At 58.4% G+C, this 24,025-nt stretch carries 25 protein-coding genes; 5 read left to right on the top strand and 20 right to left on the bottom strand.

Annotated features, from left to right (window positions below; all coding sequences use genetic code 11):
* The first annotated feature begins 84 nt into the window (after positions 1–84).
* From BM174_RS13275 to BM174_RS13255, 5 genes are all read left to right on the top strand, one after another.
* Positions 85–1,692 carry a peptide chain release factor 3 gene (locus tag BM174_RS13275; RefSeq protein WP_093924449.1) on the top strand — a complete coding sequence of 536 codons (1,608 nt, stop codon included), beginning with the start codon at positions 85–87 and terminating at the stop codon, positions 1,690–1,692.
* A gap of 12 nt (positions 1,693–1,704) precedes the next feature.
* Positions 1,705–2,451 (top strand): hypothetical protein, encoded by a 747-nt coding sequence (locus BM174_RS13270; protein WP_093924341.1) that lies wholly within the window; start codon positions 1,705–1,707, stop codon positions 2,449–2,451.
* Complete coding sequence (locus BM174_RS13265; protein ID WP_093924340.1) at positions 2,451–3,395, top strand: glycosyltransferase family 2 protein; 945 nt, start codon at positions 2,451–2,453, stop codon at positions 3,393–3,395. The genes BM174_RS13270 and BM174_RS13265 overlap by 1 nt, the downstream gene beginning before the upstream one ends.
* 143 nt (positions 3,396–3,538) lie before the next feature.
* Positions 3,539–5,227: a DEAD/DEAH box helicase gene (locus BM174_RS13260; protein WP_093924339.1), complete on the top strand. Its 1,689-nt coding sequence runs from the start codon at positions 3,539–3,541 to the stop codon at positions 5,225–5,227.
* Positions 5,228–5,339: 112 nt separating this feature from the next.
* Entirely contained in the window at positions 5,340–6,122 is a 783-nt protein-coding gene (locus BM174_RS13255) for a hypothetical protein (RefSeq protein WP_093924338.1), read from the top strand.
* Between the two features lie 21 nt (positions 6,123–6,143).
* Here BM174_RS13255 and BM174_RS13250 read toward each other — a convergent pair whose 3' ends face one another.
* From BM174_RS13250 to BM174_RS21090, 20 genes are all read right to left on the bottom strand, one after another.
* Complete coding sequence (locus BM174_RS13250) at positions 6,144–7,811, bottom strand: ribonuclease J (RefSeq protein WP_093924337.1); 1,668 nt, start codon at positions 7,809–7,811, stop codon at positions 6,144–6,146.
* A 1-nt stretch (position 7,812) separates the two neighbouring features.
* The gene (locus BM174_RS13245) at positions 7,813–8,589 is read right to left on the bottom strand and encodes a type III pantothenate kinase (RefSeq protein WP_093924336.1); all 777 of its coding nucleotides are present in this window, start codon (positions 8,587–8,589) and stop codon (positions 7,813–7,815) included.
* 16 nt (positions 8,590–8,605) lie between these two features.
* Positions 8,606–9,394, bottom strand: a complete 789-nt coding sequence (locus BM174_RS13240) for a biotin--[acetyl-CoA-carboxylase] ligase (RefSeq protein ID WP_245766369.1) — start codon at positions 9,392–9,394, stop codon at positions 8,606–8,608.
* A complete protein-coding gene (nuoN, locus tag BM174_RS13235; RefSeq protein WP_093924335.1) occupies positions 9,384–10,826 on the bottom strand; it encodes an NADH-quinone oxidoreductase subunit NuoN in 1,443 nt (480 codons plus the stop codon). The genes BM174_RS13240 and nuoN overlap by 11 nt, the downstream gene beginning before the upstream one ends.
* A 13-nt stretch (positions 10,827–10,839) precedes the next feature.
* A complete protein-coding gene (locus tag BM174_RS13230; RefSeq protein WP_093924334.1) occupies positions 10,840–12,402 on the bottom strand; it encodes an NADH-quinone oxidoreductase subunit M in 1,563 nt (520 codons plus the stop codon).
* A complete protein-coding gene (gene nuoL, locus BM174_RS13225; protein ID WP_093924333.1) occupies positions 12,402–14,513 on the bottom strand; it encodes an NADH-quinone oxidoreductase subunit L in 2,112 nt (703 codons plus the stop codon). Before nuoL ends, BM174_RS13230 begins: the two co-directional genes overlap by 1 nt.
* 6 nt (positions 14,514–14,519) lie before the next feature.
* Positions 14,520–14,825, bottom strand: coding sequence for an NADH-quinone oxidoreductase subunit NuoK (nuoK, locus tag BM174_RS13220; protein ID WP_025048953.1), 306 nt, complete (start codon positions 14,823–14,825; stop codon positions 14,520–14,522).
* A 318-nt stretch (positions 14,826–15,143) separates the two neighbouring features.
* Entirely contained in the window at positions 15,144–15,746 is a 603-nt protein-coding gene (locus BM174_RS13215) for an NADH-quinone oxidoreductase subunit J (protein ID WP_093924332.1), read from the bottom strand.
* Positions 15,743–16,156, bottom strand: coding sequence for a carboxymuconolactone decarboxylase family protein (locus tag BM174_RS13210; RefSeq protein WP_093924331.1), 414 nt, complete (start codon positions 16,154–16,156; stop codon positions 15,743–15,745). The genes BM174_RS13215 and BM174_RS13210 overlap by 4 nt, the downstream gene beginning before the upstream one ends.
* Entirely contained in the window at positions 16,153–16,647 is a 495-nt protein-coding gene (nuoI, locus tag BM174_RS13205) for an NADH-quinone oxidoreductase subunit NuoI (protein WP_093924330.1), read from the bottom strand. The genes BM174_RS13210 and nuoI overlap by 4 nt, the downstream gene beginning before the upstream one ends.
* A 1-nt stretch (position 16,648) precedes the next feature.
* Positions 16,649–17,689 (bottom strand): NADH-quinone oxidoreductase subunit NuoH, encoded by a 1,041-nt coding sequence (nuoH, locus tag BM174_RS13200; RefSeq protein ID WP_093924329.1) that lies wholly within the window; start codon positions 17,687–17,689, stop codon positions 16,649–16,651.
* A 6-nt stretch (positions 17,690–17,695) separates the two neighbouring features.
* Entirely contained in the window at positions 17,696–18,079 is a 384-nt protein-coding gene (locus BM174_RS13195; protein ID WP_177209482.1) for a hypothetical protein, read from the bottom strand.
* On the bottom strand, positions 18,076–20,091 hold the full coding sequence (nuoG, locus tag BM174_RS13190) for an NADH-quinone oxidoreductase subunit NuoG (protein ID WP_093924328.1): 2,016 nt from the start codon (positions 20,089–20,091) through the stop codon (positions 18,076–18,078). The genes BM174_RS13195 and nuoG overlap by 4 nt, the downstream gene beginning before the upstream one ends.
* 4 nt (positions 20,092–20,095) lie before the next feature.
* On the bottom strand, positions 20,096–20,497 hold the full coding sequence (locus tag BM174_RS13185; protein WP_093924327.1) for a DUF5333 domain-containing protein: 402 nt from the start codon (positions 20,495–20,497) through the stop codon (positions 20,096–20,098).
* Between the two features lie 118 nt (positions 20,498–20,615).
* A complete protein-coding gene (locus BM174_RS13180) occupies positions 20,616–20,945 on the bottom strand; it encodes a hypothetical protein (RefSeq protein WP_245766368.1) in 330 nt (109 codons plus the stop codon).
* Between the two features lie 83 nt (positions 20,946–21,028).
* Positions 21,029–21,265 (bottom strand): hypothetical protein, encoded by a 237-nt coding sequence (locus BM174_RS13175; RefSeq protein ID WP_093924326.1) that lies wholly within the window; start codon positions 21,263–21,265, stop codon positions 21,029–21,031.
* Positions 21,266–21,280: 15 nt separating this feature from the next.
* On the bottom strand, positions 21,281–21,688 hold the full coding sequence (locus tag BM174_RS13170; RefSeq protein WP_093924325.1) for an MAPEG family protein: 408 nt from the start codon (positions 21,686–21,688) through the stop codon (positions 21,281–21,283).
* A complete protein-coding gene (nuoF, locus tag BM174_RS13165) occupies positions 21,688–22,983 on the bottom strand; it encodes an NADH-quinone oxidoreductase subunit NuoF (protein ID WP_093924324.1) in 1,296 nt (431 codons plus the stop codon). The genes BM174_RS13170 and nuoF overlap by 1 nt, the downstream gene beginning before the upstream one ends.
* A gap of 5 nt (positions 22,984–22,988) precedes the next feature.
* Positions 22,989–23,222 carry a DUF5337 domain-containing protein gene (locus BM174_RS13160; RefSeq protein WP_093924323.1) on the bottom strand — a complete coding sequence of 78 codons (234 nt, stop codon included), beginning with the start codon at positions 23,220–23,222 and terminating at the stop codon, positions 22,989–22,991.
* Positions 23,223–23,231: 9 nt separating this feature from the next.
* The gene (locus BM174_RS21090) at positions 23,232–24,014 is read right to left on the bottom strand and encodes an NADH-quinone oxidoreductase subunit E (protein ID WP_177209481.1); all 783 of its coding nucleotides are present in this window, start codon (positions 24,012–24,014) and stop codon (positions 23,232–23,234) included.
* Between the last annotated feature and the right edge of the window lie 11 nt (positions 24,015–24,025).

The raw sequence follows: 24,025 nt of genomic DNA, 5'->3' as shown, positions 1-24,025 counted from the left end.
CACCGGGGAAGGATTGCTTTTTAATCCAAGCCGCAGAAGGCGCCGCGCTTGCGCAGGTTGCGCACCGCGGATATACGCCAAACGATGTTGGACACAGCCAAAAACCGCCCCGATCTGCCGCCGGAAATTGCCCGGCGTCGCACCTTTGCGATCATTTCTCACCCTGACGCGGGTAAGACCACGTTGACCGAGAAATTCCTGCTGTTTGGCGGGGCGATCCAGATGGCCGGACAGGTCCGCGCCAAGGGCGAAGCCCGTCGTACGCGCTCAGACTTTATGGCGATGGAAAAAGACCGCGGAATTTCGGTCTCGGCCTCGGCAATGTCGTTTGATTTCATGACCTACCGCTTCAATCTTGTCGATACCCCCGGCCACTCGGACTTCTCGGAGGATACCTACCGCACGCTCACGGCCGTTGATGCGGCGGTGATGGTGATTGACGGTGCCAAGGGCGTTGAAAGCCAGACCCAAAAGCTTTTTGAAGTTTGCCGGATGCGCGATCTGCCGATCCTGACTTTCTGTAACAAAATGGACCGCGAAAGCCGGGATGTCTTTGAAATCATCGATGAAATTCAAGAGAATCTCGCGATTGACGTGACACCTGCGAGTTGGCCCATTGGCGTAGGTCGCGACTTCATCGGCTGCTATGACATTCTGCGTGACCGGCTTGAATTGATGGACCGCGCCGACCGTAACCGCGTGTCGGCAAGCGTTGAAATTAACGGTCTCGATGACCCCAAACTGGCCGAACATGTGCCCGCCGCGCTTTTGGAAAAACTCCGCGAAGACCTTGAGATGGCGCGTGAATTGCTGCCGCCGCTGGATATCAAGGCGATGCACGAAGGTACCCTAACGCCGATCTGGTTCGGTTCCGCGATTAACTCCTTCGGGGTTAAAGAACTGATGGAAGGCATCGCCACCTACGGGCCTGAGCCGCAGATTCAATCGGCCGAGCCGCGCTCGATCCTGCCAGAAGAAACCAAGGTTTCGGGGTTTGTGTTCAAGGTTCAGGCCAATATGGACCCCAAGCACCGCGACCGCGTGGCCTTTGTTCGGCTTGCATCGGGGCACTTCCTGCGTGGCATGAAAATGACCCATGTACGCAGCAAAAAACCGATGGCGATCACCAATCCGGTAATGTTCCTCGCCTCGGACCGCGAACTGGCCGAGGAAGCTTGGGCCGGTGACATTATCGGCATCCCCAACCACGGCCAGTTGCGCATCGGCGATACCTTGACCGAAGGTGAAGTCCTGCGCGTCACCGGCATCCCGTCCTTTGCACCGGAGCTGTTGCAAGGCGTTCGGGCGGGCGATCCAATGAAGGCCAAACACCTCGAAAAGGCGCTGATGCAGTTTGCCGAAGAAGGCGCTGCCAAGGTCTTTAAACCGGCGATCGGATCAGGTTTTGTGGTTGGCGTTGTGGGGCAATTGCAGTTCGAGGTCCTTGCCAGCCGGATCGAGCTTGAATACGGGCTGCCTGTCCGGTTTGAGCAGTCGCGATTCAGCTCGGCCCGTTGGGTGAACGGCACACGCCAAGCCGTTGATAAATTTAGCGAAGCGAACAAACAGCACATCGCGCATGATCATGATGGTGACGTTGTGTACCTGACCCGTATGCAGTTTGATATCGACCGCGTTGACCGCGACTATCCAGATATACGCCTGACCGCGACCAAGGAAATGATGGTGTGATTGGGCCCTTCGATGGATGAAGGTGAAAACCTTTACTCCGGCGGATTTGCCAGCCTTTTGAAGCGGCAGGAAAAGCGCCAGCGCCGGTTTGACGGGGTGGATAATATCCTGCCCCTTGAAGACACCGACCTTGCCGCGTTGTTCGAGGCGGTAACACCGCCACCCGCGCAACACTATGAAGATGCGCCGCGCTATTCGGCACAGCGGAAATGGCTGGAGCTTCAGGTCGAATTCGCGGGCCAGCCGAAAATCCTGCATCTTCACGCCATGCTGATCGCAATCTCGCGCCGCGATGACCCGCCGCCCTGCGCCGACGCGCTGTTCTTCCGCATCTGGCGCGACCACGGCAACCGGCTTGTGCCGCTGCTAACCCCGCGCTGGATGATTTCCACAGCTACGACCTTTTCAGACCGCGGAGAGACGGGTGCGCAGCGCGCGCTCGGCATGGGGCTTTCGGTGCTGTTTGATATGATCAAGCTGCACGACAGCGAGCGCCGCCGTTCGGGTCAACCGGGGCGCTCGCCGTTTCGCACTATGGCCAAGCGCAAGACTTTTCCCCTGCCCTTCGGTATGGACGCCTACGGCTTTCGCGGCGGCGATCTGGATAAAATCCTCCTGGCCCGCCTGTGGCAACTGGCAGAAAGTGACGCCATCATCCGTCCGCTGGGCTTTGCCATGCTCCGGCTGGTGATGAGCGACCAGCGCAGCATCTTTGCCCGCATCCAAGCGATAAAAGCCAAGCTGAAGGGAGACGGCTGATGGCCAACCTGACCACATGGGGGCTGAGCGCCACCATCCTCGCCCCTGCCGCCGATATCCTGCGTTTTGCCGCCTACCATCTGGAGGCGGGCGCACAGCGGCTCTATATCTATCTCGATGCGGAAAACGCGCAGGCTTTTGAGGCGCTAAAAGCCCACCCCAAAGTACGGGTACAAACCTGTGACACGGCGTGGTGGAATAAAGTCGGCAATGGGCGCCCGAAAAAGCATCAGGTGCGCCAGACCATGAACGCCACACATGCCTATAATCGCAAGGCCGAGGTGGACTGGCTCATCCATATGGATGCCGACGAATTTCTGGTCAGCGCCGAGCCGGTAGCGGAGATTCTTGGCACGCTAACGTCTGAAACCCTCGCCGCCCGTATCCGCCCGATGGAGGCGCTGTCGGGCGATGGCACGGCCTTTAAGGCCTTTGTGCCCAACGGCCCTGACCGAAACCGCATCGTGCAGGATATCTACCCGACCTTTGGCGCCCATCTGAAGGGCGGTTTTCTCAGCCATCTCGCCGGCAAGGTTTTTGTCCGCACCGGCCTTGCGGGCGTACGCGTGCAAATCCACAACGCGTTTCAAAATGAAACAATGATCCCGACCGAAGAGCAACAGGCGGGAATCGGTCTGGCACATATGCACGCAAAGACGTGGGACCAGTGGCATGCTGCCTATCGCTACCGTCTCGCACAAGGTTCCTATCGCGCCGAGCTTGCCCCCAACAAACCGCGCGACAAAGGCGGGATGTCGATGCACGATCTGTTCCAACAGATCGAGGCGCAAGATCCCGAAAGTGGTTTAAAAGCCTTTTTCGACGAGGTTTGCGCCGATACGCCGCGTTTGCGGGGCAAGCTTGCGGAACATGGTTTACTGCGACAAGCCAATCTCAACCTGGATGGCCTATTGTCCACACATTTCCCCCACGTAAGCCTCTGACGGCGCATTGATTTGACGAGCGTTACGCAACTTGCTATGGCCTGCGCAACATACAGCGGCACCTGCGCCGCCTCTTGGGCCATGCGGGCCGGTATGGAACGCTGACGCGGGCCAAGTGAGTGTCCGCAATTATTCGGACACACATGATAAAATTCTCTGATCTCAACCTGAATCCAAAGGTCCTGCGGGCCATCGAAGAAGCCGGCTACGAGACGCCGACACCCATTCAGGCCGGTGCGATCCCACCCGCCCTCGAAGGCCGGGATGTATTGGGCATTGCCCAGACCGGCACCGGCAAAACCGCTAGTTTTACACTGCCAATGATCACAATGCTGGCCCGTGGCCGTGCCCGTGCGCGCATGCCGCGCAGCCTGGTTTTGTGCCCGACACGCGAACTGGCCGCACAGGTTGCCGAAAATTTCGAGACCTATGCCAAGCACGTCAAATTGACGAAAGCCCTGCTGATCGGCGGCGTGTCATTCGGCGAGCAAGACAAGTTGATCGACAAGGGCGTCGATGTGTTGATCGCCACACCAGGCCGTCTGCTCGACCATTTCGAACGCGGTAAACTGATTCTTAACGACGTGAAGATCATGGTTGTCGACGAAGCCGACCGGATGCTCGACATGGGGTTCATTCCCGATATCGAACGGATTTTCGGCCTGACCCCTTTCACTCGTCAGACGCTGTTTTTCTCCGCCACTATGGCGCCTGAGATCGAGCGGATCACCAATACGTTCCTCAGCAGCCCCGAGCGGATCGAAGTGGCCCGTCAGGCTACCACGAGCGAGAACATCACCCAAGGTGTGGTCATGTTCAAATCGTCCCGTAAAGAGCGCGAAGCGACAGAAAAGCGTCAACTGCTGCGCGCGCTGATCGACGCCGAAGGCGCGAAATGCACCAACGCCATCATTTTCTGTAACCGCAAGATGGATGTTGATACGGTCGCCAAGTCACTGAAAAAGCATGGCTATGACGCGGCGCCAATCCATGGCGATTTGGATCAAAGCCAGCGAACACGCACGCTTGACGGTTTCCGCGCCGGCGATTTGCGCTTCCTTGTCGCCTCGGATGTGGCGGCGCGCGGGCTTGATGTGCCTGCGGTCAGCCATGTGTTTAACTTTGACGTGCCAAGCCATGCCGAAGACTATGTTCATCGGATCGGCCGCACGGGCCGTGCGGGCCGTGATGGTACCGCGATCATGATCTGCGTACCGCGCGACGAAAAAAACCTCGCCGATGTCGAGCGTCTGGTCCAGAACGAGATACCGCGTTTGGAAAACCCGCTCGGGACCGGTGCTGTCCAAGCGCCTGCCGAAGCCAAGACCGAGGCGTCCGCCAAGCCGGAAAGTACAAGCGACAAGCCCAAGCGGAGCCGGTCACGGTCACGCAAACCGAGTGATTCTGCCAAGAAGTCCGATGCCGCTAAAACTGACGAAGCCGGCAAGGTCGAGGCCATATCCGGCGAGGCGGAGCAGCCTGCAGAAGCACCTGTCCAAGCAGCCCAGCCAGAGCCCAAAGATACGCCAACTTCCACGGCTGAATCCGATGACATCCGCACCCAAAACGACAGTAACGACAACCGTTCTCGCAACGAAAACAGCCGCAACGATGCTAGTCGCAACGATAATCATCGTAATGATAACAATCGTAACGAGAGCGAGCGTAACGACAGAAACCGTAACGACAGCAATCGCAGCCGTAATGACAACAACCGCAATGACAACAACCGTAACCGTCGCAACAATGATCGCGGTGGCAATCAGGTTGTGGGCTTGGGCGACCATTTGCCCGACTTCATTGGCCTCAGCTTTGAAGAACGCGACAGCTAAGCCTCGCTGATCAGCGCAAACCAGCCAGCGCCATCACCGGAAAAACACCGGTGGTGGCGCTGGCATTTCAGGCAGGCTATTTCTCGCCGGTACTCATTTACCGGAGCTGCCGATGTTGCGCCTTATCCTCTCCATCCCTTTTGCTGTGATCGCCGTGCAAGCGCAGGCAGACCAATGCCGCGCGCTGGTTAACGGCGACGAAATCGTTGTCGAAGCAGAGAATTTTCAGACCTTCGCCGAAGAGGTCAAGACCCGCGAAAAGCTTTTGAACTGGCCGAACCGGACGTGGAACCGCACATTGGGTACACCGGTGGCATGCAATAGTGGCGTGCTCTACGACTACCTCGCTACTACGGTCCCGGACAATGACATTAACGGCTACTGCCTGACCGAAACCGCTGACTACGGCTATTTTTTGGTCCCCGGCGAGCGGAACTTCCGTGGCCTGTGCAAGACGACATTCTGTGAAAAGGTCAACACCACCAAGGATCAGGGCATCGGCATTGCGGCTTCGATGACCCAGACCATCGCGCAAAACGCCCGTACCGCCGGTTTGAACGCGATCAAACACGGCTCTGGCGCAATGATCCTGTCAGGCACCGCCTCCTCGGTCAGTGCCAGCCTTGGGACTGCCAGCAGCACGGCGGTCACAGCGCTGTCGACGCCAGCGGTTCTGGGTGCGGCGGCGGTAAGTGTGGTGGCTGTGGGGGGAGCTGTCTATATGTGCAGCGGCGACGAGGCGATACCTGCGAGTGCTGCTGAAATCCTGCCCGAGAGTGTTCCAGTCACGGAGCCCGTCGAGACCCCAGTAGAAGAATATATCGAGGTGCCGGAGCCGTCATCGGCGGCAGACATCGAAACCGAGCTGCCGCCAATTAATGACGTAATTGAGTAGTCGAGAGGCTGGTAAGTCGGCTTAACTAAGCCGGCTTACCACCACTGTCACTTCGGGTTTTTTGCCGATTTCATCGTTCGCCGACTGGCGTGCGACTTTCTTCAGACCGTCGTTCAGCGCTTTGTCGTCACGCAAAGTGCGCGCGCCTGCACGGTTGAGCCACTGTGCGAGATCGGCTTCGAGGACATCCGCCAGCGGGCTGTCGGAATTGCCCATTTCCGGCAGACCCATCATATCGACCCATGGCTCACCAAGGGGCGAGTCGTCGGCGTCGAGGATCACGGTCACAGTGACATGACCGTTCAACGCCATGCGGATACGGTCGCGAACAACGCCGTCCAGCGCACCGATTTTGACCGATCCATCAAGATAGGTGCGGCCAGTATCGATATACTCGATCACCTTAGGCTCGTTGCCCGACAAGTCGATCATCATGCCGTTCACGGCCAGCACACCTTTGATGCCTTTGGCATTGGCGATCTTGACGTGTTCGCGCAGATGGCGATGTTCGCCGTGCATCGGGATCAGGATTTGGGGCTTAACGATGCTGTGCAACTGCTCCAGATCAGGGCGGTTGGCGTGGCCGGACACATGGTACAGCCCCGAGGAATCATCCACCACATCAACGCCCTTTTCAGAGAACATGTTGATGATGCGGATCACGCCGCGCTCGTTGCCCGGAATCGTCTTGGAGGAGAACAGGAACAGATCGCCCTCTTTGGCTTCCAGACCCTGAAACTTGCCATTCGCGAGCTGTGCGGAAGCCGCACGGCGCTCGCCCTGGCTGCCGGTGACCAGCAGCATCAGGTTTTCGCGTGGCAAGCCGCGCGCGTCCTCGGGAGCGATACGGGTCGGGAAGTCGGTCATAACGCCGCTTTCGAGCGCCGCTTCGACCATGCGGTTCATCGACCTGCCCAAAAGCACGATAGAGCGCCCTGCCCGTTCGCCCGCAACTGCAAGAGTTTTTACCCGTGCCACGTTGGAGGCAAAGGTCGTCGCGATCACCATACCGTCGGCATTGCTGACCAGTGTTTCGATCTCTGGCCCGACAGTCGCCTCGGAGCGGCCAGCATTGGGAGAAAACACATTCGTGCTGTCACAGATCAGCGCTTTCACACCGTCTTTGCAGATATCGGCCCAAAGCGCATCGTCAAAGGCTTCGCCAACACCGGGGGTACGGTCGATCTTGAAATCGCCGGAGTGGATGACCCGACCTTCGGGCGTGTCGATCACCATAGCAGAGGATTCAGGGATCGAGTGTGAGATCGGTAGGAAAGCAACCGTGAACGGGCCCGCCTTGATCTGCTCGGGCCATGCCTGCACAACGGTCACCGCCTCGTCGGGGTGGCCGTGCTCGGACATTTTGCGCCGTGCGATATTGGCAGTGAAGCGCCGCGCATAAACGGGTGCGCGCAGGGCCTCGTAGTAATGCGCGACGGCACCAACGTGGTCTTCGTGTGCGTGGGTGATAAAGATAGCATCGATCCGGTCGCGCCGCTCTTTCAGCCATGTGATGTCCGGCAGGATCAGGTCCACGCCGGGGCTGGTGTCCATATCGGGGAAGGCCACGCCGATGTCGACGACGATCAGCCGTTCTTTACCGGGCTTGCCGTAGCCATAGACATAGGCATTCATGCCAATTTCGCCCGCCCCACCGAGGGGCAGGTAGATCAATCTCTCGCTGCTCATATTATTCAGCTAATTCCTTGTTGTATTCATGTATCACGGTCAAACCGTGCATTGTCAGGTCATCTTGATATTCGTCAAAGAGGTCCACGGACTGTTGGAACAGCGGTGCCAGACCTCCGGTGGATATGACGCGCATTTCGCGCGCACGTTCCGCCTTTATCCGCGCACATATCTCACGGACGAGCCCGACATAACCCCAAAAAACGCCAGACTGCATACAGGCGACCGTATTGGTGCCCACAACCCGCTGTGGTTTGGAGATATCGACATGTGGCAGGGCCGCAGCAGCGCTGTGCAATGCCTCAAGGCTCAGGTTGACGCCGGGTGCAATTACGCCGCCGATATAGGCGCCATCTGTGTCCACCACGTCAAACGTTGTCGCAGTGCCGAAATCCACCACAATCAGGTCACCCCCGAAGAGATCAAAGCCCGCGACAGTGTTCACCAGACGGTCCGGCCCGACCGTTGTGCCCGCGTCGACGCGCGGTGCGACGGGCAAGGCACACTCGGGCTTGCCGACGACCAGTGGGCGGGTATCGAAATAACGATCGGCGAAAACCCGCAGGTTGAACACCACGCGGGGCACGGTTGAGGAAATAATCACATCCGTGATGTCCGCTTCGACCTTGCGAAACCGCATCAGCGTCGACAGCCAGACATAGTATTGATCCGCCGTGCGCTGCCAGTCGGTCGAGGTGCGCCAAGTGGCAATGAATTCGGTGCCATCCCAGATGGAAAACACCGTGTTGGTATTGCCGCAATCAATCGCCAGAAGCATGCACGCCCCCTTTTACTTAGAAAAACACATCTGCAGCAGTGACAGCAACGCGGCCCTGTGCGGTTTTCAATATCAGGTTTCCAGTGTCATCGACATCTTCAAACACGCCGACGGTTTCGCTGCGCATGGTCCGCGCAGTAATCACCTCACCCAACTTGGCTGCGCGGGCCAGCCACGCCTTGCGGATCGGCAGGAAACCAAAGGTGACAAATTGGTGTTCGAGCCTGGCATATTCGGCGGCCAGCGCATCAAGAAAACCGGTCGGGGTGATCGCGACGTCTAAGGCACCCGATAGGGTCACCGGTGCCAAGGCCTGCGGCTCAATCGCTGCGACGCTGGGAGCATGTGCGAGATTCACCCCGATCCCGATCAAAAGATGCGGGCCAACGCTCTCCAGCAAAATCCCCGCAACCTTGCCGCCATGCAGCAAGACGTCGTTGGGCCATTTCAGCATGAAAGCATCAGGCTGCCCGCTGACTGCGACGAAGGCCCGATACAGCGCCAGTGAAGCCACAAAGGACCGCAGCGCGGCATAGCCGGGGTCTTCGCGGCGCTGCATGATCAGGGTGCCGGCAAAATTGCCGCGCGGGGTGGACCATGCCCTGCCCCGTCTGCCGCGTGCCGCAGTTTGCTCTTCGGCCAGTATCCAAGTCGGCCCGCCCAAAGTAGGGGCAAGCCGCATCGCTTCGGAGAGGGTTGAATCGACGCTGTCGTAGACCCGCCGCGCGTAGCCCGAGGGCCAGTTGCCGCTCTGGCTGGCCTGCTGGCCCTGCACTGCGCGCGGCAGTTCGGGATCAGTTGACAAGTGTTGACGCGGCCGCCGCTGCTGCGTTCTCGACGCCGAACATATTTACAATGCCCAACACCATAATCACGGCCGAAGCGATCAACATGCCCTGCAGCAGAGTGCCGCCTTTAACATCCAGAGGCTCGGAGCCTTCTTCGCCAAAGTACATCAGGAAGACGATACGCAGATAATAATAAGCTCCGATGACGCTGGCGATCACACCTGCGATGGCCAGCCACGCCAGATCGGCCTCATAGGCGGCACGCAGCACATAAAGCTTGCCAAAGAAGCCCAGCATCGGAGGCACACCCGCCAGTGAGAACAGCAGTACCAGCATAGCCAGTGCCCGCCCGGGCGCGCGTTTGGAATACATGTTCAGCGAGTTGATATCGGTGATCGGGGCACCGTCCTTGCTCATCAACATGATGAAGGCAAAGGTGCCGACGTTCATCGTCACATAGATCGCCATATAGACGAGCATCGCCTGCACGCCAAAGGCTGTGCCCGCCGCAAGGCCCATCAGGGCATAACCCATATGAGCAATCGACGAATAGGCCATCAGACGCTTGATATTGGTCTGGCCAATCGCGGCAATCGCACCAAGGAACATCGACAGAACCGACAGCAGCGCGATGATCTGGCTCCAGTCAGCAACAGCATTGCCAAAGGCATCAAACAGCACCCGCGCAAACAAGCCCATCGCCGCCACTTTCGGCGCAGTCGCGAAGAACGCTGTGATCGGGGTTGGCGCGCCTTCATAGACGTCGGGGGTCCACATGTGAAACGGTACAGCGGATACTTTGAACGCCATACCGGAGATCAGGAATACCAGACCAAAAAGTAGCCCGATGGAGGTATCCCCGCTTTGCGCTGTGGTGATGATGCCCGCAAACAAAGTGGTGCCTGCGTAACCATAAACCAGTGACGCGCCATAGAGCAGCAGACCCGAAGACAGCGCGCCGAGCACGAAATACTTCAAACCAGCTTCGGTGGATTTGATGCTGTCACGGCGCAGCGAGGCCACAACGTAAAGCGCGAGGGACTGAAGCTCCAACCCCATATACAGCGCCATCAGGTCACCGGCGCTGACCATCATCATCATGCCAACGACAGCCAGAACAACCAGCATCGGATATTCAAACCGCAGCAAGCCGCGCGATTTCATGTAGCCTTCGGACATGACCATCACCGCCGCTGCACTCAGCAGAATGGTGATCTTGGCAAAGCGGGCAAAGCCGTCATCGACGAACATGCCGTTAAACGCGATGCGGGTGGTGGCACCGGTCAGCCCGATCCACGCCGCGGCGGCGACAAACAGCCCCGCCGTCAGCCAGACCAGCACGCCAGCGAGCCCGTCCTTGGAGGTATAGACCGCAGCCAGCAAACCGAGCAGGGCAAAAGCCGACAGCACGATTTCGGGCATGATGATGTTCAGATCAGCGGAAATCATCGCTTGGTCCTTTTCAGTGAGAAGCTTCGGCAGTTTGGGCGGCGTCAGCGACGCTACCCAAGGCCGTTTCGTAGTTTTCAACCAGTGCCGATACTGACGGCCCGATCATATCAAGCACGAGCGCGGGATAGACCCCGAGCAGCAGCGTCATCGCCACCAATGGCGCAAAGATCCAGCGTTCGCGGGCGGTCATGTCGGTAATCGATCGCAGGCTTTCCTTGATCAGATCGCCCATCACCACACGGCGATAAAGCCACAGCGCATAGGCCGCCGAGAAAATCACCCCGGTCGCCGCAACCGCCGCCACCCAAGTGTTGACCTGGAAGGCCCCCATCATGGTCAGAAATTCCCCGACAAAGCCCGAAGTGCCCGGCAGGCCGACATTGGCCATGGTAAACAGCATAAAGATCAGCGCGTAGGCAGGCATACGGTTCACCAGACCGCCGTAAGCGTCAATCTCGCGGGTGTGCATACGGTCGTAAATCACGCCGACGCAAAGGAAGAGCGCGCCAGAGATGAAGCCGTGGCTGATCATCTGGAAAATCGCGCCATCAATGCCCTGCTGGTTAGCAGCAAAGATGCCCATTGTCACAAAGCCCATATGCGCGACCGATGAATAGGCGATCAGCTTTTTCATGTCTTCCTGCACCAGTGCGACCAGCGACGTATAGACAATCGCAATCGCCGACAGCCAGAGCACCAGCGGCGCCATCACGTCCGAACCCACAGGGAACATCGGCAGCGAGAACCGCAAGAAGCCGTAGCCGCCCATCTTGAGCAGGATCGCCGCCAGCACCACAGAACCCGCCGTTGGGGCCTGAACGTGGGCATCAGGCAGCCATGTGTGGACCGGCCACATCGGCATCTTGACCGCAAAGCTGGCAAAGAACGCGAGGAACAGCAGCGTCTGCATACCGCCCACAATCGTAAAGCCCCAGACGGTCATCGTGTCGGCAGGGAAGTTATGGGTCAGCAAGCTGACTTCGCAAGCGCCGATACAGGTGGTGCCGGCCTCAGAAAACATCGCCACCATCGCAACCAGCATCAGCACCGAACCGAGGAAGGTATAGAGGAAGAACTTGAAGCTCGCGTAAATCCGGTTCTTGCCGCCCCAGATACCGATGATCAGGAACATCGGGATCAAACCTGCCTCGAAGAACAGGTAGAACAGCACCAGATCCAGCGCCATGAAGACGCCGAGCATCAGCGTTTCCAGCATCAGGAAGGCGATCATGTATTCCTTGACCCGCAGCTTCACATCCCAGCTGGCGGCGATCACCAGTGGCATCATGAAGGTGGTCAGCATTACAAACAGGATCGAGATCCCGTCAACACCCAAGCGATACTTGAGACCCAGAAGCCAATCGGCCTCTTCGACAAACTGGAAGCCGGAATCGTCCGCATCAAAGCCAAACAGGATGAAGAGCGACACCGCAAAGGTCACGGTGGTGGTGAACAGTGCCAGCCACTTGGCATTGCGCTGTGCCGCTTCGTCGTCGCCGCGCAGGAAAATCGCAAGGATCAGCGCTGCGAAGGCAGGCATGAAGGTAATAATAGAAAGCAGGTGGGAGTCCATCAGTTCGCCCCCCCGCTCATCGTCATCCAGGTCACAAGCACCGCAATTCCGATCACCATCGCAAAGGCATAAGTAAAGATATAGCCGGACTGCGCCCGACCGGCGAGACGGGTAAGGAACGGAATGATCCCCATCGCCACGCCATTCAGCGAGCCGTCAATCACATTGCCATCGCCACGCTTCCACAAGAACCGCCCGATTGCCTTGGCCGACCGCACAAAGAGCACGTCATAGACTTCGTCAAAGTACCATTTGTTCTTGAGGAACTCGTACAAAGGCTGCTGGTTGGCCGCCAGACGCGCAGGCAGGCTCGGGTTCCAGATATAGAACCACAACGCCATCACCAGACCAAAGAGCATCGCGATGAATGGGCTGACTTTGACCCAGACAGGGGCCGCATGAGCCTCGTCCAGCACATGGTTGTCAGGGCCGAAGTACAAAGCCCCCTCACCCGGTGCGCCGCCAAAGCCTGCAGGATGCTCGCCCTCGGCAGCCTCGCCATGCGCGGCGCCTTCGCCTTCAACTGCGTCATGTGCTTCTTCGGCACCCTCAACATGGGCATCGCCCCCTGCGGCCATTTCGGCCAGCGGGATGTCATAGAACTCGGCCATATCTTCGGCATGGCCAAAGAAGGAGTTATACCAAAGCATCCCTGCAAAGATCGATCCGAGGCTGAGCACGCCAAGCGGGATCAACATGACCATCGGGCTTTCGTGGGCATGTGCATGGGTATGCTTGTCGCCGCGCGGCTTGCCGTAGAAGGTGAGGAACATCAGGCGCCAGCTATAGAAACTGGTCATCGCCGCTGCGGCTACCAACAGCCAGAAGCCGTACATCGACCCGCCACCATAGGCGCTCTCGATGATCGCATCTTTGGACAGGAAACCTGCAAAGCCGATGTGGGTCAGCGGAATGCCAACGCCGGTGATCGCAAGCGTGCCGATCATCATCGCTGCAAAGGTATAAGGGATCTTTTTACGCAGCCCGCCGTAGTTGGTCATGTCCTGCTCATGGTGCATCGCGTGGATGACCGAGCCTGCACAAAGGAACAGCATCGCCTTGAAAAACGCATGCGTGAACAGGTGGAACATCGCGGCAGAGTACATGCCAACGCCTGCGGCCACGAACATATAGCCAAGCTGAGACATGGTCGAATAGGCAATAACGCGTTTGATATCGGTCTGCACAAGGCCAATGGTCGCGGCTACAAACGCTGTGGTCGCGCCGATCACTGTCACGAACATCATCGTTTCGGGTGCAAATTCCATCAGTGGTGACATGCGGCAGACGAGGAACACACCTGCGGTCACCATGGTTGCTGCGTGGATCAGCGCCGATACGGGTGTCGGGCCCTCCATCGCGTCGGGCAACCATGTGTGCAGGAACAACTGCGCCGATTTGCCCATCGCGCCGACAAACAGCAAGAAGGCGATCAGGTTGGCGGCGTTCCAGTCGGTCCACAAGAAGGTGATGCTCTGCTCGGCCAGATCGGGCACGGCAGCAAAGATATCATCAAACTTTACGCTATCAGTCATCAGATAAAGCGCAAAGATACCTAAGGCGAAGCCAAAGTCACCGACCCGGTTGACCACAAAAGCCTTGATCGCAGCGGCATTGGCACTTGGCTTGCGGAAGTAGAAGCCGATCAACAGGTAGGACGCAACGCCCACACCTTCCCAGCCAAAGAACATCTGAACAAGGTTGTCAGAGGTCACCAGCATCAGCATCGCGAAGGTAAAGAACGAAAGGTAAGCAAAGAAGCGCGGGCGATAGCTCTCGTTCTCGGCAAAGTTCACGTCATGCGCCATGTAGCCAAAGCTATAAAGGTGCACGAGGCTGGAAACCGTGGTCACAACGATCAACATGATCGCGGTCAGACGGTCCATCCGGATCGCCCAATCGGTGCTGAGTGTGCCGGATTCGATGAACCGCAGAACCTGAATATGCTCTGTCGGGCCATCAAAGGTCAGGAAGGTGAACCACGACAGCAGTGCCGCGAGAAACAGCAGGCCCGTGGCGATCCACATACCCGCTGTTTCGCCAATGATCTTCCAGCCAAAACCGCAGATCAGCGCGCCCACAAGCGGGGCAAAGAGGATGATGGTTTCCATGTCCCCTTACCCCTTCATCACGTTGACATCTTCGACCGCGATCGTGCCGCGGTTGCGGAAGAAGCAAACCAGAATAGCCAGACCAATGGCGGCCTCGGCGGCAGCCACAGTCAGCACGAACAGGGTGTAGACCTGCCCGACAAGATCACCGAGAAAGCTGGAGAAGGCGACAAAATTGATGTTCACCGCCAAGAGCATCAACTCGATGCTCATCAGCAGGATGATCACATTCTTCCGGTTCAGGAAAAGCCCGAATATGCCAATGACAAACAGCGTCGCTGCCACCGTCAGGTAGTGTTCAAGTCCGATCATGTCGTCCCTCGGTAATCACGCCCGTTTGTCGGGCTTGTAGTCTCAGTTCATCCCGACTTCCATCGGGATCGGGCGTTTAGCCCCAGATTGAATAGCCGCCGAAAACGATGATCAGAACAACGATCAATGCGACAATGGTGGTTCTCGACATGGTGTATTCCTTTGTGTGCACCGGACCCCTTGGGGCAAGCCGGTCAGTTTCTTTAAAATCTGGCGTTTCAGCGCGCCAGACCGGTTCATCGTCTTTGGCCTGTGCCTTGGGGAATAAGCCTCCCCCTCCGCACTGGCGCCCTTTTTACGTCCGCAAAGCGGGGTGGGTCAAAGCCCCTGCCCCGGTTTCACGTCACGCAATTCCATCGCCTTGGCCGGATCACGCATCATCTGCGCCACCACGTCCTGACGTTTTACATCGACCCTATGGCGCAGTGTCAGCACGATTGCACCGATCATCGCCACCAGCAGGATCAAGCCCGCCAGTTGGAACAACAAGAAATATTGATCATAGAGGATCAGCCCGAGGCTTTCGGTATTGAAACGCTCGGGCTCGATCACCTGCGCACGCAGACCCTCGGCAGCCGCGTTGGTCTCCCATGCGCCAAAAGCCATGACAAACTGCATCAGGATAATCAGCCCGATCAACAAGGCCAGCGGCAGATAGCGCGCCATCTCGGCCTTCAGCTCGGCAAAATCGACATCCAGCATCATCACCACGAAAAGGAACAGAACCGCTACGGCGCCGACATAGACAATGATCAGCAACATCGCGACGAATTCCGCGCCCAACAGCACGAACAGGCCCGCTGCCGACAGGAACGACAAGATCAACCACAACACCGAATGCACCGGATTGCGGCTGATCACGGTAAAGAGGCCGCCGGTGATGACGCTGATCGCGAACAGATAGAAGGAAAAGACTGTCATGCGTCACCTTTCGTGTCGTCGGACTTGGCGTCCAGCACCGTCTGCGCCAAATCCAGCGCTCGGGTCATGGCGGGGATACCGGCAAAAACCGACATCTGCCCGATTGTCTCAATGATATGCTGCTTGGTGGCACCGGCCTCCAGCGCGTGGCGCACGGTCTGGCGGATCGCCGTATCATTCTGCGCGCCCTGCATGGTCAGCCCTGCCAGTGTCAGCAATAGACGGGTCCGTGCATCAAGGCCGCCGTCGTTGAAGGTATTGCCGAACATCATTTCCATCATGTCGCGCGGCATCGTGCCCATCATCGCTTCAAAGCCCTTGGGCGAGAACGCATCCATCGCCGGAAAGGCTTTCGCCATCTCCCGCGCCTGTTTCATCATCGCCTCGAAAGGGTTGGTTGGATCGGTCATCGGTAGGGTGCATCCATCTCAAGGTTGCGGGCAATCTCGGCTTCCCAGCGGTCGCCGTTCTCCAAAAGCTTGGCTTTGTCGTAATACAGCTCTTCGCGGGTCTCGGTCGAGAACTCGAAGTTCGGGCCTTCGACAATCGCATCCACGGGACAAGCTTCCTGACAGAACCCGCAGTAGATGCATTTGGTCATGTCGATGTCATAGCGTGTGGTGCGGCGGCTGCCGTCTTCCCGCGGCTCGGCGTCGATGGTGATGGCCTGCGCAGGGCAGATGGCTTCGCACAGTTTGCAGGCAATGCAACGCTCTTCGCCGTTGGCGTAGCGACGCAGTGCGTGCTCACCGCGAAAACGCGGGGACAGCGGGCCTTTTTCATGCGGGTAGTTCAAGGTCACCTTGGGGGCGAAAAAATAGCGCATCCCCAGCATGAACCCTTTGAAATAGTCCTGCAACAGAAAGTACTTAGCGGCGCGGGCATAGTCAGTATTTGCCATATCAGCCTCCTACGGTCCAACGGGCATAGACGCCCCAGAACCAATCAAACTTTGCCGCAAAGGCAACGAACACGACCCATGCCAGCGAGAACGGTAGGAACACTTTCCAACCCAGCCGCATCAGCTGATCATAGCGGTAGCGCGGCGTGATCGCCTTGACCATGGCGAACATGAAGAACACCATCAGCATCTTGATGAACATCCAGAAGAAGCCATCGGGCAGGAACGGCACCGGCGAGAGCCAGCCGCCAAAGAACATCAGCGACACCAGTGCACACATCAGCACGACGGCGACCAATTCACCGATCATAAAAAGCAGGAACGGCGTCGAGGAATATTCAACCTGATAGCCCGCGACCAGCTCTGATTCCGCTTCGGGAAGGTCAAAAGGTGGGCGGTTGGTTTCAGCCAACGCCGAGATGAAGAAAAGGATCAACATTGGGAAATGCGGCAGGAAGTACCAGTTGAACAGGCCCCAATCGCCCCGCTGCGCGTCGACAATCGCGGTAAAGTTCATTGATCCGGTCGAGAGGATCACACCGATGATGATCAGGCCGATCGACACCTCGTAAGAGATCATCTGCGCCGCAGAGCGCAACGAGCCGAGGAACGGGTATTTCGAGTTGGAAGCCCAGCCGCCCATGATCACGCCGTAAACCTCAAGCGAGGAGATCGCGAAGACATAGAGGATTGCCACGTTGATGTCCGACAGGATCCAGCCTTCGTTAAAGGGGATCACTGCCCAAGCTACCATCGCCATCACGAAAGAGATCAGCGGTGCGAGGAAGAACACCGGACGGTCTGCACCGGCAGGGACAACGACTTCCTTAACGATATATTTAAGAAAGTCGGCAAAGCTTTGCAGCAATCCGAAGACACCGACCACGTTGGGCCCGCGCCGCATCATTACAGCGGCCCAGATCTTACGGTCGGCGTACATCAAGAACGCCAGCGCCAGCAGCAAGGGGATCACCAGCAGGAACACCTGCCCCACGGTCAGAAGGCCAATGCCCAGATACGTGTTGGTAAAGAAATCAGCCATATGTCCTCACACCGCCGGAATGCCTTTTTCCGCACAGTTTTGTGCGGTCACTTCAGCATCAATTGTCTTCAAGCCCCGTGGCAGGCTTGGCGAGATTGTGTAAACAGCATCTGCCCGCCAGACGCCACCCTCTACGTCCACATTTGTGCGGACATGTCGGGCAAAACCGTAGCCGCGGATCAAGGTGTACTGCGCTGCAGCACATTCGGCATAGGCTGCCACATCTTCCGTGCTTTGTGCTTTGGTCATTGCCACCTTGAATTGCACTAAATCCCCGTCCAACAAGGCGGTTTTAACGCCTTTATATTCGGGAATAAAATCTTCGGCACTGGGCACCTGTGGTTCGCAGGCGCCCAGCAAAAAAGGTAGAATCGCAGTCAACCGCTTCACTCTGCCGCCAGCGCGCCACCGGCCCGCACCGCGACCCCGGCAGAAAGCTCAGCCATCAGGGCGCTTGCACGCGCAATCGGGTTGGACAAATAGAAATCGGTGATCGACGCGGCGAACGACGCCTGCCCCAACGCGCCTTTTTCCAGCGCTTGCCATTCATTTTCGGCAACCTGATCAATTTTGCCCAGATGTGGCACCTCGGCGACCAAAGCCCGACGCAGGGCCGCAATCGAATCAAACGGCAAAGTGGCGCCCAACTCGGCGGAGAGAGCACGCAGTATCGCCCAGTTTTCCTTGGCTTGCCCCGGTGCAAAACCGGCACGCTGTGCAAGCTGTGGCCGCCCTTCGGTGTTCACAAACAGACCACCCTCTTCGGTGTAGGCGGCACCGGGCAGGATAATATCGGCACGGTGGGCACCACGGTCGCCATGGCTGCCTTGATATATCACGAAAGGACCACCAGCGATATCGACCTCATCGGCGCCAAGGTTATAGATCACCTCGGCAGCGCTAACATCGTCCATACCGTTCTCGGCAACGGCACCGATGTCCATCGCGCCCACACGGCTCGCGGCGGTGTGCAGAATCATCAGCTTGCTCTTGGTCTTGTCGGCAAGTTCCATCGCGGCGGCGAGCACGGCGGCGCCGTCAGCCTCGCGCAAGGCACCCTGCCCGACGATCACTACCGACGGCGCGTCCAACACTTCGCTGAAGTCCTTGCTTAACAACCGGTCGAGGGCGGCGCGGTCGTCACCGAGATAGTGATGGTCATAGGTCAGATCTGCCCGCTGGCCGATCAGACCAATATCAGCTCCCTTGGTCCACGCTTTGCGAATTCGCGCGTTCAACACCGGAGCTTCGATAGCAGGGTTGGTGCCGATCAGCTGGATCATTATGGCGTTATCCAGATCTTCGATCCGCGCTGTCCCGACATAGCCCGAGCGGTTCCCCGCAGGCAATTTCGCGCCATCAGTACGGCATTCGACAACGCCGCCCTGCCCTTCAATCAGCTGCTTAAGCGCAAAGATCGCTTCCACGGGCGCCAGATCCCCCACGATACCGGCAAGTTTCTTGCCCTTCATCGCAGCGGCCGCGGCGGCCAGCGCTTCGGGCCATTCGGCTTTGCGCAGCTTTCCGTTCTCACGAATATAGGGCGTGTCCAACCGCTGGCGGCGCAACCCGTCCCAGACAAAGCGCGACTTGTCGGAAATCCATTCCTCATTCACACCATCATGATTGCGCGGCAAAATCCGCATCACTTCGCGGCCTTTAGTATCGACGCGGATATTCGCGCCCATCGCATCCATCACGTCGATGCTCTCGGTCTTGGACAGCTCCCAAGGGCGTGCGGTAAAGGCGTAGGGCTTGGAAACCAGCGCACCGACGGGGCAAAGGTCGATGATGTTACCCGACAGATTGCTGTCAATCAGCGAGCCCAAATAGGTGGTGATTTCGGCGTCTTCGCCGCGACCGGTCTGGCCCATCACATGCTGGCCCGCGACCTCGGTGGTAAAGCGCACGCAACGGGTGCACGAAATACAGCGCGTCATATGGGTTTCGACCAGCGGGCCGAGATCAAGATCAACCGAAGCACGCTTGGGCTCGCGGTAGCGGGAGAAATCGACGCCGTAAGCCATCGCCTGATCTTGCAAGTCACACTCGCCGCCCTGATCGCAGATCGGGCAATCGAGCGGGTGGTTGATCAACAGAAATTCCATGACGCCCTCGCGGGCTTTTTTGACCATCGGCGAATTGGTTTTGACCACGGGCGGCTGGCCTTCGGGACCGGGGCGCAAATCTCGCACCTGCATGGCGCAGCTCGCCGCTGGCTTCGGCGGGCCGCCCACAACCTCCACAAGACACATCCGGCAATTGCCCGCGATGGACAGACGCTCGTGATAACAAAAGCGCGGGATCTCAACGCCAGCCTGCTCACAGGCCTGAATCAGCGTCATCGCCCCTTCGGCTTCGATTTCCTTGCCGTCGATGATGATCTTGCGGATATCGCTCATATGTTCACTTCGCTCTTAGTAACGAACCTATTCGGCTCGATTTCTGAATCTCTGCCCGTCCAAGCGCACAATAGCTTTGCGGGTCAGAAGTATCGACCCCCTTTGCTTTGAAAAACGCCTTACCACGCGCCCTCATACGCGCTTTTTCAGCGTCTGAGTCGACATATGCCTCAATCTCGGCCTCGGAATAGCCCAGATCGCGGGCTTGGGCCTTCACGCCCCAGACGTAATTCACGGCTTTAAGCATTCGAGCGCTGATATCGGGGCACTCTTTGCGGATAATGTCGGCGATTCCCAGATCGAGCAGCGCGTCATCGACAGCTGCCACGTCGCGCAGGGGTGGTTTGGCAAATGCAGGGGCGGCGCTCAGGCTGGCACCCAACAGGGCAATGATTAAAACTCGCATGGTCTCTCCTCATGTGCGGGGGCCAGTGTGGCCCGTGTTGCACATGTGGTCTGCACCGGCTGATATGCAATAACACGCAGCGTTCCAGCCGCTTGCCTGCGATATCCCGCCGTTTGCGTCATTGCGGACACGTACCTTGGAACACGATCGCATTGTCGACGATCCGCAATTCCGGCGTGTCTGGCCCGACCACCCAATCGATGTCAGAACTGCCGTAGGTCCCGACGCAATAAGACACCGCCTCATGGCGGCCTGCTTCGCGCGCACCCGCAATCGACTGGGCCACATCCCGCACGGTGACGGTAAAGACGTCGCGCTTGCCGTCGACCTTGGTGACCTTGGTGCGGAAATATTTGCCGTCAAAAGCAACGCGCTCGCTGCCAGCCTGACAGGCGGCCACGGCGGTAGTTGCCACCAGTATCCCGATTAAAAACATCTTCTTTGTCATATCTTACCCTCGAATTTCCGCTGGCCGTGCTTTGGTGTTGTGATCCCACCTAAGGGAGGTCGTCAATGATCTGCGCCGTTGCCTCAGCGTTTTCGGTCGCGCAGCGGCGCCACCCCGTCCAGCGCTTTACGTAGAAAAGCAATCGTCAGGTTGCCCCCGATATAGATCAGCCCCACCAGCGCCAGATAGGCCCATACCCCGATCAGCCCGCCGTTGATCGCCAGATGCGTGGCCCAAACCGGTACCGCAAAAATCGCCAGACTAAGGAGCGCCGCGCAGAGGCTCAGCAGCCCGTCCAAGACATTGCGCAAAAAGCCCATCAGCGCGCCATCACGTCAAATGGCCGCAAAAATTGCGATGACAGCCAGCCCGAGCACACAAAAGAACCCGATCCCGAAGAATGCGGACCGCATCGGCTGGTTGGTGGTCCGGATATGAACCACCGCCATCGCCAAACGCGCAACCACAAAGACCGACGCCAGAATATTAACCCAGAACGGGGATGCGCCCGCCAGCATTGCCGCGACCGAGGCCGCGATAAACGGACCGGAAGTTTCAATCGCGTTCATAAAGGCCCGCTCGCGCCGATAGACCGCATCGCCATAGTCGCGCTTTGGCTTGCCACAGTCACAGCGTTTTTCGGCGCTGCGCCCGACGGTAGAGAGCGCTCCCAGCACCATGATCAGCACCGACCAGAGCGCTAGTGAAACGATCGTGTGGCTATAGGCGGCAAAGCTTTCCATCACTCAGCCGCCACGGCACTGACGCGGCCAGTGCGTTTGTGTTTGATCCGGTCCTCGATCTCGTCACGGAAGTGACGGATCAAACCCTGGATCGGCCAAGCCGCCGCATCACCAAGTGCGCAGATGGTATGGCCTTCGACCTGTTTGGTCACGTCCAACAGCATATCGATTTCTTCCGGCTCGGCGTCGCCGGTCACAAGACGGTCCATCACCCGCATCATCCAACCGGTGCCTTCGCGGCAAGGCGTGCACTGGCCACAGGATTCGTGCTTGTAGAACTTCGCCAGACGCCAGATCGCCTTGATCACATCGGTCGAGTTATCCATCACGATTACCGCAGCCGTGCCCAGACCTGACCGCTGCTCGCGCAGATAGTCGAAATCCATGATCGCGTCTTTCATCTGTGCGCCGGGGATCATCGGCACCGACGAACCGCCCGGGATGACGGCTTTGAGGTTGTCCCAGCCGCCCCGAATGCCGCCGCAGTGACGCTCGATCAACTCCTCGAACGGGATCGACATGGCTTCTTCGACCACGCAGGGGTTGTTCACATGGCCCGAGATTGCAAACAGCTTAGTGCCCGCGTTGTTGGCACGGCCAAAGCCCGCGAACCACTCCGGCCCGCGCCGCAGGATTGTTGGCACCACAGCGATAGATTCGACGTTGTTCACCGTTGTCGGGCAACCATAAAGGCCCGCGCCCGCAGGGAATGGCGGCTTCATCCGTGGCATGCCCTTTTTGCCCTCAAGGCTTTCAAGCAGCGCGGTTTCTTCGCCGCAGATATAGGCACCCGCGCCGTGCGCCACGTAAATGTCGAAATCCCAGCCTGAGCCGGAAGCGTTCTTGCCCACGAGGCCGGCATCGTAAGCCTCATCAATGGCGCGCTGCAGCGCCTCGCGCTCGCGGATATATTCACCGCGAATGTAGATGTAGCAAGCATGGGCCTGCATCGCGAAGGAGGCGATCAAGCAACCTTCGATCAGCGTATGCGGATCGTGGCGCATGATCTCACGGTCTTTGCAGGTGCCGGGTTCGGATTCGTCGGCGTTCACGACCAGATAGCTGGGGCGACCGTCGCTTTCCTTCGGCATGAACGACCATTTCAGGCCGGTGGGGAATCCCGCGCCGCCGCGCCCGCGCAAGCCGCTGGCCTTCATCTGGTCGATGATCCAAGGTGCACCCTTGCCGATGATATCAGCGGTATTGTCCCAATGCCCCCGCGCTTGCGCGCCTTTGAGGGTGCGGTCATGCATGCCGTAAATATTGGTGAAAATCCGGTCTTTGTCCTGAAGCATGATGCCTACCTTTGGTTATCCTTTTGGGCCTGTCGGGCCCGCCACATCTGATAAATTACGACCAACGCCCAAACCATCGCCGCCAGTGCGGCAAAGTCGAACAGCAGTGCATAGTGCCCTGGCAACCCGAACTTTCGGGCGGCCATCGGTGCGACTAGCCACAACACCATTGTGCCTGCAATGACAAGACCCGCAGTCTGTCCCTTGCGTGCCAGCGCTCTATCCTGTTCGTCGGACATGATCTGAATTTAGCCCTTCGTGCCGTTGACAAAGGCTTTGGCCTGCGCGACCCAATCGTCGCGCTCGATCCGGCCTTTAACGCGCAACTGTGCATCGACCCAAGCGATATCGTCGGGACCCCAGTTGGCGATCTGGTCGAAATGATAGATTCCGATGCCGTTCAGGGTCTGTTCGATCTTGGGGCCAACGCCGCCAATCCGCTGCAGGTCATCTGGCCCCTCGGCGCGCGCTTGATCGAGCAATTCAGGCTTGGCGCCTGTCGCGGCTGGTGTTGCAGCCACCGCAGTTTTCGGCGCGCTGTTCGTCGGGGGCGGTGTTGTCGCCACTGGTGGGGCTTTCGCAGTAGCACCCTGCGGCACCGGATCGCGGCTCTCGCGGGCGGGGGTCGCCGCAGCCATATCCGGTTCAGCGGTGCTCGAAGTCTGCGTTTCACCAATTGAAGCGCCGGCAACTGGCGGAGTGCCAGCCGTGGCATCTTGCGGCACCGGATCATGACTAGCAGCGGCAGAGATTCTACTTGTCACGCTTTGATCGGTCGATGGCGCAGTCGCGGCCGAAGGATCCGCCAAATCGCGCGGCGCGACCACGGACGTGGTTGGGGTGTCCTCGGAACACAGCTTCGCGCCCAACACAAATCCCGCAATGACTGTCACAAGGACCCCCGAAACCAGTGCCATCAAGAAAGACATTGACGTCATAAGGAGAAGCAATATCGCCGCCACAGCGCCGACACCCATGCCGATAAGCCAGCAGTTGCGCGTACAGGTTGCGTGATCTTGATCTTCCAGCATCTGTCGTCTCC

The organism is Sulfitobacter brevis (assembly GCF_900112755.1).
GTDB classification, from domain to species: Bacteria; Pseudomonadota; Alphaproteobacteria; order Rhodobacterales; family Rhodobacteraceae; genus Sulfitobacter; species Sulfitobacter brevis.
The sequence above is the reverse complement of the archived record's forward strand: the minus strand, read 5'-3'. Positions and strand labels throughout refer to the sequence as shown.

Excerpts from the sequence above, each read along its gene's own strand:
- BM174_RS13230 (WP_093924334.1), bottom strand. The coding sequence starts at position 12,402 with ATGGACTCCCACCTGCTTTCTATTATTACCTTCATGCCTGCCTTCGCA.
- BM174_RS13170 (WP_093924325.1), bottom strand. The coding sequence starts at position 21,688 with ATGGAAAGCTTTGCCGCCTATAGCCACACGATCGTTTCACTAGCGCTC.
- nuoK (WP_025048953.1), bottom strand. The coding sequence starts at position 14,825 with ATGATCGGACTTGAACACTACCTGACGGTGGCAGCGACGCTGTTTGTC.
- BM174_RS13180 (WP_245766368.1), bottom strand. The coding sequence starts at position 20,945 with ATGACAAAGAAGATGTTTTTAATCGGGATACTGGTGGCAACTACCGCC.
- BM174_RS13215 (WP_093924332.1), bottom strand. The coding sequence starts at position 15,746 with ATGACAGTCTTTTCCTTCTATCTGTTCGCGATCAGCGTCATCACCGGC.
- BM174_RS13185 (WP_093924327.1), bottom strand. The coding sequence starts at position 20,497 with ATGCGAGTTTTAATCATTGCCCTGTTGGGTGCCAGCCTGAGCGCCGCC.
- nuoN (WP_093924335.1), bottom strand. The coding sequence starts at position 10,826 with ATGATTTCCGCTGATCTGAACATCATCATGCCCGAAATCGTGCTGTCG.
- BM174_RS13255 (WP_093924338.1), top strand. The coding sequence starts at position 5,340 with ATGTTGCGCCTTATCCTCTCCATCCCTTTTGCTGTGATCGCCGTGCAA.
- BM174_RS13160 (WP_093924323.1), bottom strand. The coding sequence starts at position 23,222 with ATGTCCGACGAACAGGATAGAGCGCTGGCACGCAAGGGACAGACTGCG.
- nuoH (WP_093924329.1), bottom strand. The coding sequence starts at position 17,689 with ATGGCTGATTTCTTTACCAACACGTATCTGGGCATTGGCCTTCTGACC.
- nuoI (WP_093924330.1), bottom strand. The coding sequence starts at position 16,647 with ATGGCAAATACTGACTATGCCCGCGCCGCTAAGTACTTTCTGTTGCAG.
- BM174_RS13175 (WP_093924326.1), bottom strand. The coding sequence starts at position 21,265 with ATGGGCTTTTTGCGCAATGTCTTGGACGGGCTGCTGAGCCTCTGCGCG.
- BM174_RS13210 (WP_093924331.1), bottom strand. The coding sequence starts at position 16,156 with ATGACCGATCCAACCAACCCTTTCGAGGCGATGATGAAACAGGCGCGG.
- BM174_RS13265 (WP_093924340.1), top strand. The coding sequence starts at position 2,451 with ATGGCCAACCTGACCACATGGGGGCTGAGCGCCACCATCCTCGCCCCT.
- BM174_RS13270 (WP_093924341.1), top strand. The coding sequence starts at position 1,705 with ATGGATGAAGGTGAAAACCTTTACTCCGGCGGATTTGCCAGCCTTTTG.
- nuoF (WP_093924324.1), bottom strand. The coding sequence starts at position 22,983 with ATGCTTCAGGACAAAGACCGGATTTTCACCAATATTTACGGCATGCAT.
- nuoL (WP_093924333.1), bottom strand. The coding sequence starts at position 14,513 with ATGGAAACCATCATCCTCTTTGCCCCGCTTGTGGGCGCGCTGATCTGC.
- BM174_RS13250 (WP_093924337.1), bottom strand. The coding sequence starts at position 7,811 with ATGAGCAGCGAGAGATTGATCTACCTGCCCCTCGGTGGGGCGGGCGAA.
- BM174_RS21090 (WP_177209481.1), bottom strand. The coding sequence starts at position 24,014 with ATGCTGGAAGATCAAGATCACGCAACCTGTACGCGCAACTGCTGGCTT.
- BM174_RS13245 (WP_093924336.1), bottom strand. The coding sequence starts at position 8,589 with ATGCTTCTGGCGATTGATTGCGGCAATACCAACACGGTGTTTTCCATC.
- nuoG (WP_093924328.1), bottom strand. The coding sequence starts at position 20,091 with ATGAGCGATATCCGCAAGATCATCATCGACGGCAAGGAAATCGAAGCC.
- BM174_RS13275 (WP_093924449.1), top strand. The coding sequence starts at position 85 with ATGTTGGACACAGCCAAAAACCGCCCCGATCTGCCGCCGGAAATTGCC.
- BM174_RS13260 (WP_093924339.1), top strand. The coding sequence starts at position 3,539 with ATGATAAAATTCTCTGATCTCAACCTGAATCCAAAGGTCCTGCGGGCC.